This is a genomic window from Burkholderia sp. Bp9143, assembly GCF_003853645.1.
Classification (GTDB): Bacteria; Pseudomonadota; Gammaproteobacteria; order Burkholderiales; family Burkholderiaceae; genus Burkholderia.
Window position 1 is genome coordinate 52,879 of sequence record NZ_QTPO01000022.1, and the last position, 15,025, is coordinate 67,903.

12 protein-coding genes are annotated in these 15,025 nt (G+C 67.6%); 8 read left to right on the forward strand and 4 right to left on the reverse strand.

Annotated elements, in window-relative coordinates; translation table 11 throughout:
* Positions 1-23 precede the first annotated feature (23 nt).
* The 5 genes from DIE23_RS18135 (at position 24) to DIE23_RS18155 (ending at position 7,874) form a co-directional block, all read left to right on the forward strand.
* Positions 24-1,067: a TRAP transporter substrate-binding protein gene (locus DIE23_RS18135; protein ID WP_124613391.1), complete on the forward strand. Its 1,044-nt coding sequence runs from the start codon at positions 24-26 to the stop codon at positions 1,065-1,067.
* A 5-nt stretch (positions 1,068-1,072) separates the two neighbouring features.
* A complete protein-coding gene (locus DIE23_RS18140) occupies positions 1,073-2,932 on the forward strand; it encodes a TRAP transporter large permease subunit (RefSeq protein ID WP_124613448.1) in 1,860 nt (619 codons plus the stop codon).
* Between the two features lie 116 nt (positions 2,933-3,048).
* A complete protein-coding gene (tkt, locus tag DIE23_RS18145) occupies positions 3,049-5,025 on the forward strand; it encodes a transketolase (RefSeq protein ID WP_124613449.1) in 1,977 nt (658 codons plus the stop codon).
* Between the two features lie 40 nt (positions 5,026-5,065).
* Positions 5,066-6,022, forward strand: coding sequence for a D-2-hydroxyacid dehydrogenase (locus tag DIE23_RS18150; RefSeq protein ID WP_124613392.1), 957 nt, complete (start codon positions 5,066-5,068; stop codon positions 6,020-6,022).
* A gap of 463 nt (positions 6,023-6,485) precedes the next feature.
* Positions 6,486-7,874 (forward strand): amino acid permease, encoded by a 1,389-nt coding sequence (locus DIE23_RS18155; protein ID WP_124613393.1) that lies wholly within the window; start codon positions 6,486-6,488, stop codon positions 7,872-7,874.
* A gap of 57 nt (positions 7,875-7,931) precedes the next feature.
* Here the strand turns inward: DIE23_RS18155 and DIE23_RS18160 are convergent, their stop codons facing one another.
* Positions 7,932-8,669 (reverse strand): TetR/AcrR family transcriptional regulator, encoded by a 738-nt coding sequence (locus tag DIE23_RS18160; RefSeq protein ID WP_124613394.1) that lies wholly within the window; start codon positions 8,667-8,669, stop codon positions 7,932-7,934.
* 52 nt (positions 8,670-8,721) lie between these two features.
* Here DIE23_RS18160 and shc point away from each other — a divergent pair, with 52 nt between their 5' ends.
* Positions 8,722-10,764: a squalene--hopene cyclase gene (gene shc / locus DIE23_RS18165; RefSeq protein ID WP_124613395.1), complete on the forward strand. Its 2,043-nt coding sequence runs from the start codon at positions 8,722-8,724 to the stop codon at positions 10,762-10,764.
* Between the two features lie 22 nt (positions 10,765-10,786).
* On the opposite strand, the gene ampC is transcribed toward shc, so the two are convergent.
* The 3 genes from ampC to DIE23_RS18185 form a co-directional block, all read right to left on the reverse strand.
* Positions 10,787-11,956 carry a class C beta-lactamase gene (gene ampC, locus DIE23_RS18170; protein ID WP_124613396.1) on the reverse strand — a complete coding sequence of 390 codons (1,170 nt, stop codon included), beginning with the start codon at positions 11,954-11,956 and terminating at the stop codon, positions 10,787-10,789.
* Between the two features lie 185 nt (positions 11,957-12,141).
* The gene (locus tag DIE23_RS18180) at positions 12,142-12,954 is read right to left on the reverse strand and encodes an alpha/beta fold hydrolase (RefSeq protein WP_124613398.1); all 813 of its coding nucleotides are present in this window, start codon (positions 12,952-12,954) and stop codon (positions 12,142-12,144) included.
* Positions 12,955-13,026: 72 nt separating this feature from the next.
* Positions 13,027-13,482, reverse strand: a complete 456-nt coding sequence (locus DIE23_RS18185; RefSeq protein ID WP_124613399.1) for a hypothetical protein — start codon at positions 13,480-13,482, stop codon at positions 13,027-13,029.
* Between the two features lie 412 nt (positions 13,483-13,894).
* Between DIE23_RS18185 and DIE23_RS40205 the strand changes: the two genes are divergently transcribed.
* Both DIE23_RS40205 and DIE23_RS18195 read left to right on the forward strand, forming a co-directional pair.
* A complete protein-coding gene (locus tag DIE23_RS40205; protein WP_006750603.1) occupies positions 13,895-14,029 on the forward strand; it encodes a hypothetical protein in 135 nt (44 codons plus the stop codon).
* 145 nt (positions 14,030-14,174) lie between these two features.
* Entirely contained in the window at positions 14,175-14,933 is a 759-nt protein-coding gene (locus DIE23_RS18195) for a hypothetical protein (RefSeq protein ID WP_124613400.1), read from the forward strand.
* The last annotated feature ends 92 nt before the right edge of the window (positions 14,934-15,025 follow it).

Genomic DNA, 15,025 nt, shown 5'->3' on the forward strand with positions numbered 1-15,025 from the left:
AATCCGTATTGGAGGAGCACATCATGAGCAACCGCTCGACCACTCGCAGCGGCATCAACCGACGCACCTTCCTGAAAGCGGGCGCGACCGTCGCCGCGGCGGCGCCGCTCTGGGGCCTGTCGATTCGCAACGCGTCGGCCGCCGAATTCTCGTACAAGCTCGCGACGGGCCAGGACCCGACGCACCCGGTCAACATCCGCGCTCAACAGGCCTGCGACAAGATTCGCACGGCGACGGGCGGCAAGCTCGACATCAAGGTCTTCCCCGCGAATCAGCTCGGCTCGGATACCGACCTGCTGTCGCAGGTAAGAAGCGGCGGCGTCGAGTTCTTCAACCAGGCATCGTCGATTCTCGCGACGCTCGCGCCCGCCGCCGGCATCGTCAACACGGGTTTCGCGTTCCCCGACTACGACACCGTCTGGAAGGCGATGGACGGCGATCTCGGCGCCTACATCCGCGCGCAGATCGAAAAGACCGGCATCGTCACCGTGTCGCGCCCGTGGGACAACGGCTTCCGACAGGTCAGCTCGTCGACGCGCGTCATCCGGAAGCCGGAAGACCTGAAGGGCTTCAAGATCCGCGTGCCGCAGGCGCCGATGCTCACGTCGCTGTTCAAGGCGCTCGATGCGGGCCCTGCCCCGATCAACTTCAACGAGCTGTACTCGGCGCTGCAAACGGGTGTGGTCGAGGGTCAGGAAAATGCGCTGCCGATCGTCGCGACAGCCAAGCTCTACGAAGTGCAGAAATCCATCAGCATGACGTCCCACGTGTGGGACGGCTACTGGATCCTCGGCAATCGCCGCGCGTGGGAAAAGCTGCCCGCCGACATGCGTGCGATCGTCACCCGCGAATTCGAGGCGGCCGGGCTCCTGCAACGCGCGGACATCGCGAAGCTGAACGGCTCGTTGCGCAACGACCTGAAGGCCAAGGGCATCAACGTCGTCGACGTCGACCGCCAGGCGTTCCGCGACGCGTTGCGCAAGACGAGCTTCTATGGCGACTGGAAAGCGAAGTATGGCGACCAGGGCTGGAACCTGCTCGAAAAGTACGTCGGCAAACTGGTATGAACACCATGCACACGGTCACTTTCCCTCATCCGTCGCCGCGCCGCGTCGTCGATGCGATCGACGCCGTGCTCGGGCATCTCGTCGAGATTCCGGCCGCGCTGCTGGTGGTCGCGGAGATCGGCGTGCTGCTGGCGGGCGTCACGAGCCGCTATCTGCTGCATACGCCGCTCATCTGGTCCGACGAACTCGCGTCGATGCTGTTCCTGTGGCTCGCGATGCTCGGTGCGGTGGTCGCGCTGCGCCGCGGCGAGCACATGCGCATGACGGCGCTGGTCGGCAAGGCCTCGCCCTCCGTCCGCGCCTTTCTCGACGTGGTCGCCATCGCCGCGCCGGTCGCGTTCCTCGTACTGGTGATCGGGCCCGCCATCGAGTTCGCGCAGGACGAAGGCATCATCACGACGCCGGCGCTCGAGATCTCGAACACATGGCGCGCCGCGGCACTGCCCACCGGTTCGGTACTGATGCTCGTCGTCGCGTGCCTGCGCCTGATTCGCACGGCGAACTGGCAGATGACACTCGCGGCGCTTGCGCTGGTGACGGCGATCGGCGGCGGTTTCGTGGCGCTGAGTCCCTTGCTGCAGGATCTCGGCAACCTGAACCTGCTGATCTTCTTCGTCGGCCTCGTCGCCCTGTGCGTGCTGTCCGGCGTGCCGATCGCGTTCTCGTTCGGGCTCGCGACCTTCGGCTATCTGGCGCTCACGACGAGTACGCCGCTCAGCGTGGTGGTCGGGCGGATGGACGAAGGCATGTCGCACCTGATCCTGCTGTCGGTGCCGCTCTTCGTGTTTCTCGGGCAGCTGATCGAGATGACGGGCATGGCCAATGCCATGATCGCGTTCCTCGCGAGCCTGCTCGGCCACGTGCGCGGCGGCCTGTCGTACGTGCTGGTCGGCGCGATGTACCTGGTGTCGGGCATCTCCGGCTCGAAGGCCGCCGACATGGCGGCGGTCGCGCCCGTGCTGTTCCCCGAGATGAAGGCACGCGGCGCGAAGCCCGGCGACCTCGTCGCGCTGCTGGCGGCCACGGGCGCACAGACGGAGACCATTCCGCCCAGTCTCGTGTTGATCACGCTCGGCTCGGTGACGGGTGTCTCGATCTCGGCGCTCTTCACGGGCGGCATGCTGCCGGGCGTCGTGCTCGGGATCACGCTGTGCGCCGTCGTCTGGTGGCGCTATCGCGGCGACGACCTGTCGGGCGTGCGTCGTGCGACCCGCGGCGAGATCGTGCGCAAGTTCGCCATCGCGATACCCGCACTCGCGTTGCCGTTCGTGATTCGCCTCGCCGTCGTCGAAGGTGTCGCGACGGCGACCGAGGTGTCGACGATCGGCATCGCCTATGCCGTGCTCGCCGGCCTGCTGATCTACCGGCGTTTCGAGTGGGCGCGCCTGAAGCCGATGCTGATCGACACCGCCGCGTTGTCCGGCGCGATCCTGCTGATCATCGGCGCGGCCACGAGCATGGCGTGGGCACTCACGCAGTCGGGCTTCTCCGGGCAGCTCGCGCAATCGATGGCGGCCCTGCCGGGCGGCGCGGCGATGTTCATGGTGGCGTCCGTGCTGGTGTTCATCGTGCTCGGCAGCGTGCTCGAGGGCATCCCCGCGATCGTGCTGTTCGGCCCGCTGATGTTCCCGATCGCGCGGCAGATGGGCATTCACGACGTGCACTATGCGATGGTCGTGATCCTGTCGATGGGCGTGGGCCTCTTCGCGCCGCCGTTCGGCGTCGGCTACTACTCGGCCTGCGCGGTCAGCCGCATCCATCCCGACGAAGGCATGAAGCCGATCGTCGGCTACATCGCGGCACTCGTGATCGGACTGATCGTCGTGGCCGCCGTGCCGTGGATCTCGATCGGCTTCCTGCACTGACGCCTTGCGCTGCGTCAGGGCAACCGGCGCGGCGCTCTTCCCGCTTTCCACCATTGATCATGTGACAGCCGCCGCCCGACAGGGCGACGCGGCAAGGAGAAGTCATGTCCACTCTCATGCCGTCGGGCGACATGCGACCGCTCGCCAACGCCATCCGGTTTCTTGCCATCGACGCGATCGTGCGCGCCGGCGAAGGCCACCAAGGCGTGCCGCTCGGCATGGCCGACATCGCGACGGCACTGTTCACGCGACATCTGAAGTTCAATCCCGCCGATCCGCAGTGGCCCGATCGTGACCGCTTCGTGCTGTCCAACGGGCACGGCTCGATGCTCCTCTACGCGCTGCTGCATCTGACGGGTTACGCGCAATTCGGCATCGACCAGATCAAGACCTTCCGTGAAATGGGCTCGCATTGCGAGGGGCATCCCGAATTCGATACGACCGCCGGTATCGAGGTGACGACGGGCCCGCTCGGCCAGGGCATCGCGAACGCGTTCGGCATGGCCGTCGCCGAGGCTTACCTGAACGCGAAATTCGGCGACGGCCTCGTGAATCACCATACGTATGCGTTCGTCGGCGATGGCTGCCTGCAGGAAGGTGTCGGCCAGGAAATGATCTCGCTCGCCGGACACCTGAAGCTCGGCAAGCTGATCCTCTGCTGGGACGACAACCGCATCACCGATGACGGCAGCACGTCGCTGTCGATCAGCGAGGACGTGAGCGAGCGGTTTCGTGTCGCGGGCTGGCACGTGATCGAGGTCGACGGTCATGACATCGAGGCCGTTTCCGCCGCGCTCGACGAAGCCCGGCGCGATCCGCGCCCGTCGCTGCTCGCGTGCCGCACCGTCATTGCCCGCGGCATCGCACGCCTGCAGGGACAGCGCGGCGGACACAGCGGCAAGCTGTTCGACGCCGACGCCGATGCCGCGCGCAACGAACTCGGCTGGCCGCATGCACCGTTCGAGATTCCGTGCGACGTGCTCGACGCGTGGCGTGCTGCCGGCGAGCGCAGCCAGGGCGACTATCGCGCATGGCACGAACGTCTCGCCGCATTGCCCGCCGATGCCCGCGCCGAATTCGAGCGCATTCACGCCGGCCGGCTGCCCGACGGCTGGCAACGCGTGCTCGACGACTATCGCCAACAGGCGGTCGAGCGCGGCGAAGGCCAGGCCGGCATCATGATTTCCGCCGAGATCAACGACCTGCTCGCGCGGTTGCCGGAGCGCATGGTCGGTTGCGCGGACCTCGAGGCACCCACGAGCCACAAGCGCAGCCTGCACGCATTCACCGCCGAGGATCGCGGCGGCGCGTACGTGCATTGCGGCGTGCGGGAGCACGTGATGGGCGCGATGGCGAACGGCATGGCCGCACACGGCGGCGTGATACCGCTGGCCGTCACCTACCTCGCGTTCTCCGACTACGAGCGGCCCGCGATGCGCATGGCCGCGCTGATGGGGCTTCCCGTGAAGTTCGTGTTCAGCCACGATTCGATCGGCGTCGGCAGGAACGGGCCGACGCACCAGCCGGTGGAAATCCTGGCGTCGCTGCGCGCGATGCCGAACATGCGGGTGTTTCGCCCCGCCGACGCCGTCGAGGCAGCCGAATGCTGGGCGCTTGCCTACGAACATCGCAGCGGGCCCAGCACGATGGTGTTCGCGCGACAGACGCTACCGCTCGTGCGCACACGCCACACCACCGACAACCTGTGTGCGCGCGGCGGCTATGTGCTCGCCGAAGCCGAAGGCGGAAAACGCATCGTCACATTGCTGGCGACGGGCTCGGAAGTGGCGCTGGCCGTCACGGCACGCGAGCGTCTGCAACAGGCCGGCATTCCGACCGCCGTTGTCTCGCTGCCGTGCTGGGAACTGTTCGACGAACAGGACGACGCCTATCGTCAGTCCGTGCTCGGCACGGAGACGGTACGCGTCGGTGTCGAAGCCGCCGTGCGGTTCGGCTGGGACCGCTATCTCGGCGATCGCGGCGGGTTCGTCGGCATGACGGGGTTTGGCGCGTCGGGCCCCGCCGAAGTGCTGTATGAACACTTCGGCATCACGCCCGCCCACATCGTCGCCGAAGTGAAACGCCGTCTCTGAACCGCCCCGATCCCTTTCCTTCCGCTCTACAGGACCGAACATGCAGAAAATCGTCTTTCTCGACCGGGCGACGCTTGCGCCGCAAATCAGGCTCGCGCGGCCGGCTTTCGAACACGCGTTCGTCGAGTACGACCATACGCGAGCCGACCAGGTCGCCGCGCGCCTGGATGGCGCGACCATCGCCATCACCAACAAAGTGCCACTGACGGCCGACGTGATCGCGCAATTGCCTTCGCTGAAGCTCGTTGCCGTCGCCGCGACGGGCACCGACTGCGTCGACAAGGTTGCGTGCGAACGGCACGGCATCCGCGTCTCCAATATTCGCGGTTATGCGGTCAACACCGTGCCCGAGCATACGTTCGCGTTGATGCTCGCATTGCGGCGCAACCTGATCGCCTATCGCGACGACGTGCTGAATGGCGAATGGCAGAAGTCCGGCCAGTTCTGCTTCTTCAATCACGCGATACACGACCTGGGCGGCATGACGCTCGGCATCATCGGCGAAGGCGTGCTCGGTCAGCGTGTGGCGGACATCGCGAAGGCGTTCGGCATGCGTGCGCGCTTCGCCGCGCACAAGGGACGTGAAGGACTCGGCCCGCTCTACACGCCGTGGGACGAGATCCTCGAAACCAGCGATGTCATCACGATACACAGTCCGCTCACGCCGCACACGCGCGGCATGCTCGCGATGCCCGAGTTTCGCAAGATGAAGCGCAAGCCGCTCATCATCAATACGGCGCGAGGCGGCCTGGTCGATGAAGCCGCGCTCGTGAACGCACTCGATGAAGGGCTGATCAGCGGCATCGGCTTCGACGTGCTGGCGACCGAGCCGCCCGGCGATGACAATCCGCTCATGCGGATCGCGCAACGACCGAACGTGATCGTGACGCCCCACGTCGCCTGGGCGTCGGACGAGGCGCAACAGTCGCTTGCCGACCAGTTGATGCGCAACATCGAGCACTTCGTGAGCGGCACGCCGGTGAATGTCGTGGTGTGACGCGAGATCGCGTCTCCCCACGGGTCGTTCCGACGTGAGGAGGCGGCACGGTCAAGGCTTGTCACATCCCTGGGGAAAAAGCATCCGACGGGGTGCTTCCCGATATCGACGTCCATTCCGCTCTCGCAACCGGAGCGAATAGCCGGTCAACCGCGCGCGCCGATCCTGCCGGTTGATTCGCACACGCTGCACGATTTCCCCTGGCGTTCCGTGCGCATCGGCGCCATTGCGCAAAGCGCCGGTCAGCCCCGGCAGATTGCACATCGACGCTCCCGATCCAGCAGGTTTGCGCACTGTCCATTGGCGCGGCGCTTCGAAATAATCGCTGCACGGCACGACACACGGCGGACGTGACCCGTCACCTCCGCCGCGGGCCATTCATGCCATCCCCCCTTCCCCAACACACAAAAGCCGCATCCGGCAGGCGCGCGTCACCGGTATCGCGGCAATGAACGGAGACGACATGTCGCAACGACAAGCATCGCTGCACCGAGGACTCGAGGAGCGCCACGTCAGCCTGATGGCGCTCGGCACGGCCATTGGCGTCGGGCTGTTTCTCGGCTCGGCCAGCGCCATCACGACGGCCGGCCCGGCGATCCTGCTCAGCTACACGATCGCCGGTGTCGCGATCTTCATCATCATGCGCGCGCTCGGCGAAATGGCGATCACGAACCCCGTCGCGGGATCGTTCAGCCGCTATGCGCAGGACTATCTCGGCCCGCTGACCGGCTATCTGACCGGCTGGACCTACTGGCTCACCGCGCTCGTCGGCAGCATGTGCGAGATCACCGCGGCCGGTGTTTACATGAACATCTGGTTTCCGCACGTACCGACCTGGATCTGGACGCTGGCCGCGCTCGCGTCGGTCACCGCGGTCAACTTCATCGCGGTACGCGCGTACGGCGAGTTCGAGTTCTGGTTCGCGCTGGTCAAGGTCGTGACGATCGTGCTGATGATCGTCGTCGGCGCGGGCATGATCCTCTTCGGCATCGGCAATGGCGGCATCGCGACCGGCATCTCGAACCTGTGGTCGCACGGCGGCTTCATGCCGAACGGCATCGTGGGCGTCCTGAAGGCGTTGCCGATGGTCATGTTCGCGTATCAGGGCATCGAGATGCTCGGCATCACCGCCGGTGAAGCCCGCAATCCCGAGAAGACGCTGTCTCGCGCCGTGAACTCGGTGTTCTGGCGCGTGCTGATCTTCTATGTCGGCGCGCTGTTCGTGATCATGTCGATCTATCCGTGGGACCGCATCGGCACCGAGGGCAGCCCGTTCGTCCTGACCTTCGATCGCCTCGGCATTCATTCGGCCGCGGGCATCATCAACTTCGTCGTGCTGACCGCCGCGCTGTCGTCGTGCAACAGCAATCTGTACGGCACCTCGCGGCTCCTCTACAACCTCGCGCTTCAGAAGCAGGCGCCGGCGATGTTCGCCCGCATCTCGGGCAACGGCATTCCGGCGGTCGCACTGACGTTCTCCTGCGCGTGCTCGCTGCTCGGCGTGTTGCTCAACTACGTGAGCCCGAAGCACGTGTTCGTCTGGCTGACGGCCGTGTCGACGTTCGGCGCATTGTGGACGTGGGGTGTCATCCTCGTTTCCCATTCCCGCTTCCGCAAGACGCTTCATGCGGCCGACATCGCGAAGCTGCCTTGCCGGGTGCCGTTCTTCCCGTCGAGCAACGTGGCCGCACTCGCGTTCCTGCTGGTGGTGGTTATGCTGATGGCGGCGTTTCCCGCGACGCGCATCGCGGTGATCGTCGGCCCGCTCTGGATCGCGATCGTCTCGTGCCTTTTCTTCGCGACGAAGGCGCGGCGCATGCCGACGCAATTTGGCGTGTCGTCGCTCGACTGAAGATCGCGAACGCGCGACGGCCGCGGGCACGGCCGTGTCCGGCGGCTGAAACCGCGCTCAGCCGCGCCGGCTACGCGCGCCCTTGCGCGCGCCCGCTCCCGCCGGCGGCTCGCCCGCGCTCATCCGGTCCAGCTGCCGGACGATCTCCGCACGCAGCTCGGCCGAAATCTCCACGCTGTCGAGCAGCTCCGAGATCCACAGCCCGTCGGCCGCGAGCCGGCAGATCATCAGCGTCGCCGCCTGCTCGAGCGGCACCGGGTCCGGCCGCGTCCACTCGCGCATCGGCACCGACCAGCGCGCGCGCGTCTCCTGCTCGGTGATCATCGACGCGACCAGCACGCGCAGCACGTCGGTGCTCGCGGCCGGCTGCGCAGTGTCGAGCACCGCATGCAGATACGCGCGCGCCGCCGCGCCATCACCGTGCGAATCGGCTGCCCGGCGCGCGGCCATCTGCGTCGCGAAGCGCTCGGTCGCCTGCCCGAACAGCGCATCGAGCAAACCCTGCTTGTTCGCGAAGTGATACTGCAGCGCGCCCTTCGTCACGCCCGCGCGCTCGGCGACCGCGTCGAGCGTCAACGCGGCCACGCCGTAACGGGTCGCGATTTCCGACGCGGCTTCCAGCAGCTGCGCGCGCACCTGTTCCGGCGCTTTTTTCCGGCGTACGCCGGCAACGGGTGCGGGCGTCGGCGCGGCCCCGGGCGCTTCCGGTGCGTCGGCGCCCCGCGCGTCGGCCGGTTCGGTCCTGTCGACGGGTGTGGAGCGGGCACGCGGAGCGGGTTCGAGGCGTTTTTTCATGGGGGCGATGGTAGCACCCGCGGTCTCGAAATAAACATTCCGGCCGGATGGTATGATCCGCCGCATGAATAAACCCGCCCCCTCCTCCTGGTCCGCGCTCGACACCGCGATCGCCCGTGGACGCGACGCGCTGATGCGTCTTCAGCAGCCCGACGGCAGCTGGTGTTTCGAACTCGAATCCGACGCGACGATCACCGCGGAATACATCCTGATGATGCATTTCATGGACAAGATCGACGACGCGCGCCAGGAGAAGATGGCGCGCTACCTGCGCGCGATCCAGCGGCTCGACACGCACGGTGGGTGGGACCTGTACGTCGACGGCGATCCGGACGTGTCGTGCAGCGTGAAGGCCTACTTCGCGCTGAAGGCCGCCGGCGACAGCGAACATGCGCCGCACATGGTCCGCGCGCGCGACGCGATCCTGAAGCTCGGCGGCGCGGCGCGCGCGAACGTGTTCACGCGCATCCTGCTCGCGACGTTCGGCCAGGTGCCGTGGCGCGCGGCGCCGTTCATGCCGATCGAATTCGTGCTGTTCCCGAAGTGGGTGCCGATCTCGATGTACAAGGTCGCGTACTGGGCGCGCACGACGATGGTGCCGCTGCTCGTGCTGTGCTCGCTGAAGGCGCGTGCGCGCAACCCGCGCAACATCGCGATCCCCGAACTGTTCGTCACGCCGCCCGACCAGGAGCGCCACTACTTCCCGCCCGCGCGCGGGATGCGCCGCGCGTTCCTCGCGCTCGACCGCGTGGTGCGCCACGTGGAGCCGCTGCTGCCGAAACGCCTGCGGCAGCGTGCGATCCGGCATGCGGAAGCGTGGTGCGCGGCGCGCATGAACGGCGAGGACGGCCTCGGCGGGATCTTTCCGCCGATCGTGTACAGCTACCAGATGATGGACGTGCTCGGCTACCCGGACGATCATCCGCTGCGCCGCGACTGCGAGAACGCGCTCGAGAAGCTGCTGGTCACGCGCCCCGACGGCAGCGTGTACTGCCAGCCGTGCCTGTCGCCGGTCTGGGATACCGCGTGGAGCACGATGGCGCTCGAACAGGCGCGCGGCGTGGCCGCACCCGACGCCGGCGAGCCGGCGGGCTCGCTGAATGAACTCGACGCACGCATCACGCGCGCATACGACTGGTTGGCGGAGCGCCAGGTGAACGACCTGCGCGGCGACTGGATCGAGAACGCGCCCGCCGACACGCAACCGGGCGGCTGGGCGTTCCAGTATGCGAACCCGTACTACCCCGACATCGACGACACCGCGGTCGTCACCGCGATGCTCGACCGTCGCGGCCGCACGCATCGCAACGCGGACGGCTCGCATCCGTATGCGGCCCGCGTCGCACGCGCACTCGACTGGATGCGCGGGCTGCAATCGCGCAACGGCGGCTTCGCGGCCTTCGACGCGGACTGCGACCGCATGTACCTGAACGCGATCCCGTTCGCCGATCACGGCGCGCTGCTCGATCCGCCGACCGAGGACGTGTCGGGCCGCGTGCTGCTGTGCTTCGGCGTCACGAAGCGCGCGGACGACCGCGCGTCGCTCGCGCGCGCGATCGACTACGTGAAGCGCACGCAGCAGCCCGACGGCAGCTGGTGGGGCCGCTGGGGCACGAACTACATCTACGGCACGTGGAGCGTGCTGGCCGGGCTCGCACTCGCGGGCGAAGACCCGTCGCAGCCGTACATCGCCCGCGCGCTCGCGTGGCTGCGCGCGCGACAGCACGCGAACGGCGGCTGGGGCGAGACCAACGACAGCTACATCGACCCGGCGCTCGCCGGCACCAATGCGGGCGAAAGCACGTCGAACTTCACGGCGTGGGCACTGCTCGCGCAGATGGCGTTCGGCGACTGCGAATCCGATTCGGTGAAACGCGGCATCGCGTATCTGCAATCGGTGCAGCAGGACGACGGCTTCTGGTGGCACCGGTCGCACAATGCGCCGGGCTTTCCGCGGATCTTCTACCTGAAGTATCACGGCTACACCGCGTATTTCCCGCTGTGGGCGCTCGCGCGCTATCGGCGCCTGGCCCGCGGTGCGGCGCCGGTCGGCGCGCGCGCCGTGCCTGCGGCCACGGACGCCGCGCTCGCCTGAGCGACGGCGCGGCGGACGCGCGTTACGGCTTGCCGTTCAGCGACTCGACGATCCGGTACGCGGTCTTCACGCGATCCTCGATCGGAAAGCTGCGGTTCGCAAGCATCACGATCGCGAGCCGCTTCGCGGGAACGAACGCGACATAGGTGCTGAAGCCGTTGGTCGAGCCGGTCTTGTTGATCCACGTGTCCGGGCGCGGCGCGAGCGGCGGCTCGAGTTCGGTCGCGGGCGTCGCGTCGTGAAGCATCGGCGGCCCATTCCCTTCGAGCAGCGTCGGCAGCGAGACCGGATACGGATACTGTTCCCAGATCAGGTCCTGCGTGAACGGCCCCGCACGGAAATAGCCGGTGTGCGTGCGCTCGAGCGCGCGCCGCAGCCGCGGCGCCGTTTCGACGAGCCCCATGTTCGCCTGCACGAAGCGCAACAGGTCGGCCGCCGTCGTCCTGACACCGTACGCCGGCTGCCACAGCATGCCGCCCGTCATCCGGATCGGCTTGCCGTCCTGCGTATAGCCCTGCGCATAGTCGGCCTGGCGCGCGGCGGGCACGTTGATGTACGTCTGCGTCATCCCGAGCGCGGGGAACAGCCGCTGCTCCATCAGCGCCGCGAAGTCGCGGTTCATCGCCTTCGCGGTGAGCTGACCGAACATCCCGATCGCAACGTTCGAGTACGTGCGGCGCGTGCCCGGCGCGTACGCGGGCCGCCACGCGTCGAGATAGCGCATCAGGCCCGCGTCGTCGCGGATGCTGTCGGGCACCTGCAGCGGCATCCCGCCCGGCGTGTGCGTGCCGAGCTCGAGCAGCGTCACGCCGCCGAACGGCTTGCCCTGCAGCGCGGGCAGGTACTTGGCCGCGGGATCCGACAGCGACAGCTCGCCACCCTCCTGCGCATCGGACGCGAGCGTCGCGGTCAGCGTCTTGCTGACGGAGCCGATCTCGAACAGCGTGTCGCCGGTCACCGGCTTGCCGGTTTGCGTCGACATCACGCCGTAGTCGAACACGTAGGGCTTGCCGTCGGCGACGATGCCGATCGCCATGCCGGGAATGGCGAACTGCTTCATCAGCGGCGCGATGTTGCGGGTCACGGTGTCGTGAATCTCGTCGGGCGTGGCGGCGGCCGCGCGGCCGGCTGCTGCTGCGGCGCACGCGGCGACGAACAGGGTCGCGGCGATGCGGATCACGTTGAATCGCATGGTGGCGGTTCCTTCGATTTTCTGATGGTTGTGTGAACAACAGGTCCGGCCGCGCCGCGCGGTGGACTCGGCGGCCGGCCTGGCGAAGCACGACTATCCGCTGCCGGCCGCCCGTCAACAATCGATGAAATTTTGCGCGAGCCTAAAGAAAATCTTATGTGACGCATGCACCGACCATGCGTACGTCAGTCCGGCAACCGGTCGAGAAAGGCCAGCATCGCGGCGTTGAAGCGCGCCGGCCGCTGCAGCGGTGCGAAGTGGCTCACACCGGGCAGGGTCGTCAGCGTCGCGCCCGGAATCGTGCGCGCGAGATACGCCGCGTGCTCGGGGCGGATGAATTCGTCGTGCTCGCCCTGCACGATCGCGACCGGCACGGCGATCGCCGCGAGGTCGGCCGCGCTGTAATCCGGTTGCGTGCGCATCATTTCGCTGACGGCCGCGACGAACGCGTCGAACTGGTCGGGCGTCGCGGACAGCCGCGCGTAGTCCTTGCGGTGCCGCGCGAAGCAGCGGTCGATCAGCGGGCTCGGCAGCATCTCCTTCGTGCCGCCCGGATCCATGTTGCACGCGAAGAAGAACACGCCCGCCGCGCGCTCCGGCGCGCGGGCGGCCAGCACGAGCGACACGCACGCGCCGTCGCTCCAGCCGACGAAGCGCGCGCGCTCGATGCGCAGCGCATCGAGTACCGCGAGCACGTCGGAGGCCATGCGTTCATAGGAATAGGGGCGATCGTCGCGCGTGCTGCGGCCGTGGCCACGGCTGTCGATCACGATCGCGCGGTAGCCGGCCGCGAGCAGCGCCGGCACCTGATTGCCCCAGTTGCCGCCGTGGCCGAGGCCGCCGTGCAGCAGCACGACCGCCGGGCCATGGCCGAACGACGCGTGCCGGATGCGCACACCGTCGTGGTCCAGCCATCCTTCGGCGTCGGCCGCGGGCAGCGGCGTGCCGCCTTGCGCGTCGAAGCGGACGAGGTCGTCGTCGGCGAATTCCGCGTTCATCGTTCTGCCGTCCTTTCGAGGGAGACGAGCGTGCGATTGTAATGCGCGCGGGTGACGTACCGCGCCGCGTCGTCAGGCCTGCGTCGCCACCAGCCCGCCGGACGTCGGGCCGCCGGACTTCTGGATCGCCTGCGCGAGCTGCGCGATCGCCGTCGACAGCGCGGCGGAGATCGTGCTCGCTTCCGCGCTCAGCGTCTGCTGCTGGACCGCGGCGGCCGGATCGTCCTTCGCGCGCTGCGCGGCGGCCGCCATTTGCTGCTGCAGTTGCGCGAGTTGTTTCTGCAGGCGCTCGATGAGCTGTTTCAGCTGCGTGATCGCGGGATCCTTGGCCGAGGATCCCGACGCGCCCAGCGTCTCGCCGGCGGCGCCGGACGGCGCGGCGCCGCTTGCCCGCGCCTTCGTTGCGCCGCCCGGCGGCGACGACGCAGCCGCCGTGGCCGTCGACGCGGCACCGGCGCCCGACGGGCTGGCGGTCGCGTTGCCGGTAGCGAGCGCGGTCTGCGTGGCGGAAGAGAGATCGATCTGCATCGTGTCGGTCCGTAATGAGTGCGCGACTCGGGTCGGTTGAACAGGGGATACCTTGCAACCGGTTTACGGCATTCGTCGGACAAAACTTTAGCCCCGCCTTCCGCGCGGCGCCGACGCAGCCGCGCCCCCGTTGCCGCGCGCCTCGTCGTGGCGCGGCATGCGGATTGTCGCGAAGGGGCCAGAATGACCGGCCGTCCACGCTGGTAAAATCGCCGACTGGCCTGCCGCCTCAGCCCCCCGGCTGCTTCCGGCAAGGCTTCGCGGACTCCCCCCGCAGCCGCACCCGCCCCGTCGGGCGCGACACGCGATGCCGCCCGGCGGCGGCGCTGCGCGAGCCCCGCGCCCGCAGCGACACGACGGCGCGACGGTTTCGGCGCACACACCCTTCATCACGCATTGCGAGGAATACACGATGGCCCGCATCGGCGCCTTCTGCCTGACCACGTGGCTCGCGGCCGCGATTCTCTATTTCGGCCAGCATTCGGTCGCGATGATTGCGCTCAGCGGCGTGGTCGTATTCGGCGGATTCGACCTGCTGCGTCCGTAACGACGGCGGATGTGCGGCAGGCGCGGCTCGCCGCCGCGCTGAAATACGCCGACCGGCGGGCCGCGGCGCAGCGTAAGATGCTGGTCGGAATCGTCATCCTCGCGCAGCACGAACACCGCAACCACCCACGCTGGGCCATCCGATCATGAAACAAGGCATTTTCGTCGCGACTCCCGCCTACGGTGGCATGTGCTACCTGCCCTACGTGAACGGGCTGCTGGAGCTTCAACGTGCGTGCCTGGACGCCGGCCTCGAGTTCGAATACTTCTCCCTCAGCGGCACCGCGTTGTTGCATCAGCAACGAAACGTCGCGGTCGAGCGCTTCCTGCACAGCGACCTGTCGCACATGATGTTCATCGACGCGGACATCGGTTTTCGCGGCAGCGACGTGATCCGGATGTTTGAGCAGCAGCACGACGTGATGCTCGGGCTGTATCCGTCCAAGAGCATCAACTGGGCGGCGGTCGTCGAGGCCGCGCGCTCGGACCCGTCCGCGCCGGTCGAGCGACTCACGCCGTTCAGCGCCGACTACAGCCAGACCGCGTATGCGGTCGACGGCGAAAAATCGGAGATCAGGCTCGATGCGGTTTCCGAAATTCACTCGGGCGGCGCCGGCCTGATGATGATCGCGCGCGGTGTATTCGAGAAGATGGCGCAGGCGTACCCCGAGACGCAGGTCCAGTTTCCGCCGAGCTATCGGAACCTGTCGCCGAATTCGACCACCATGTACGAACATTTCGAATTCCTGCGCGAACCGGACGGGCGATCGCTGTCGGAGGACCTGTCGTTCTGCAAGAAATGGCGGATGTGCGGCGGCAAGCTGTATGCGTGTTCGTGGTTCAAGACCGTCCACGCAGGCGTCTACCTCTACGAAGGCAACCTGCCGGCGTTGCTCGGGCAATGAGCCGGTAGCGCGCGCCGGTCGGCGGCGCGCATGGTTTGCCAGGCGGATGCGCCCGGCGTTCCCGGCGGCGGCCCGCCTCTTCGCGGCCGCCT

Excerpts from the sequence above, each read along its gene's own strand:
- DIE23_RS18135 (WP_124613391.1), top strand. The coding sequence starts at position 24 with ATGAGCAACCGCTCGACCACTCGCAGCGGCATCAACCGACGCACCTTC.
- DIE23_RS18140 (WP_124613448.1), top strand. The coding sequence starts at position 1,073 with ATGCACACGGTCACTTTCCCTCATCCGTCGCCGCGCCGCGTCGTCGAT.
- tkt (WP_124613449.1), top strand. The coding sequence starts at position 3,049 with ATGCCGTCGGGCGACATGCGACCGCTCGCCAACGCCATCCGGTTTCTT.
- DIE23_RS18150 (WP_124613392.1), top strand. The coding sequence starts at position 5,066 with ATGCAGAAAATCGTCTTTCTCGACCGGGCGACGCTTGCGCCGCAAATC.
- DIE23_RS18155 (WP_124613393.1), top strand. The coding sequence starts at position 6,486 with ATGTCGCAACGACAAGCATCGCTGCACCGAGGACTCGAGGAGCGCCAC.
- DIE23_RS18160 (WP_124613394.1), bottom strand. The coding sequence starts at position 8,669 with ATGAAAAAACGCCTCGAACCCGCTCCGCGTGCCCGCTCCACACCCGTC.
- shc (WP_124613395.1), top strand. The coding sequence starts at position 8,722 with ATGATCCGCCGCATGAATAAACCCGCCCCCTCCTCCTGGTCCGCGCTC.
- ampC (WP_124613396.1), bottom strand. The coding sequence starts at position 11,956 with ATGCGATTCAACGTGATCCGCATCGCCGCGACCCTGTTCGTCGCCGCG.
- DIE23_RS18180 (WP_124613398.1), bottom strand. The coding sequence starts at position 12,954 with ATGAACGCGGAATTCGCCGACGACGACCTCGTCCGCTTCGACGCGCAA.
- DIE23_RS18185 (WP_124613399.1), bottom strand. The coding sequence starts at position 13,482 with ATGCAGATCGATCTCTCTTCCGCCACGCAGACCGCGCTCGCTACCGGC.
- DIE23_RS40205 (WP_006750603.1), top strand. The coding sequence starts at position 13,895 with ATGGCCCGCATCGGCGCCTTCTGCCTGACCACGTGGCTCGCGGCCGCG.
- DIE23_RS18195 (WP_124613400.1), top strand. The coding sequence starts at position 14,175 with ATGAAACAAGGCATTTTCGTCGCGACTCCCGCCTACGGTGGCATGTGC.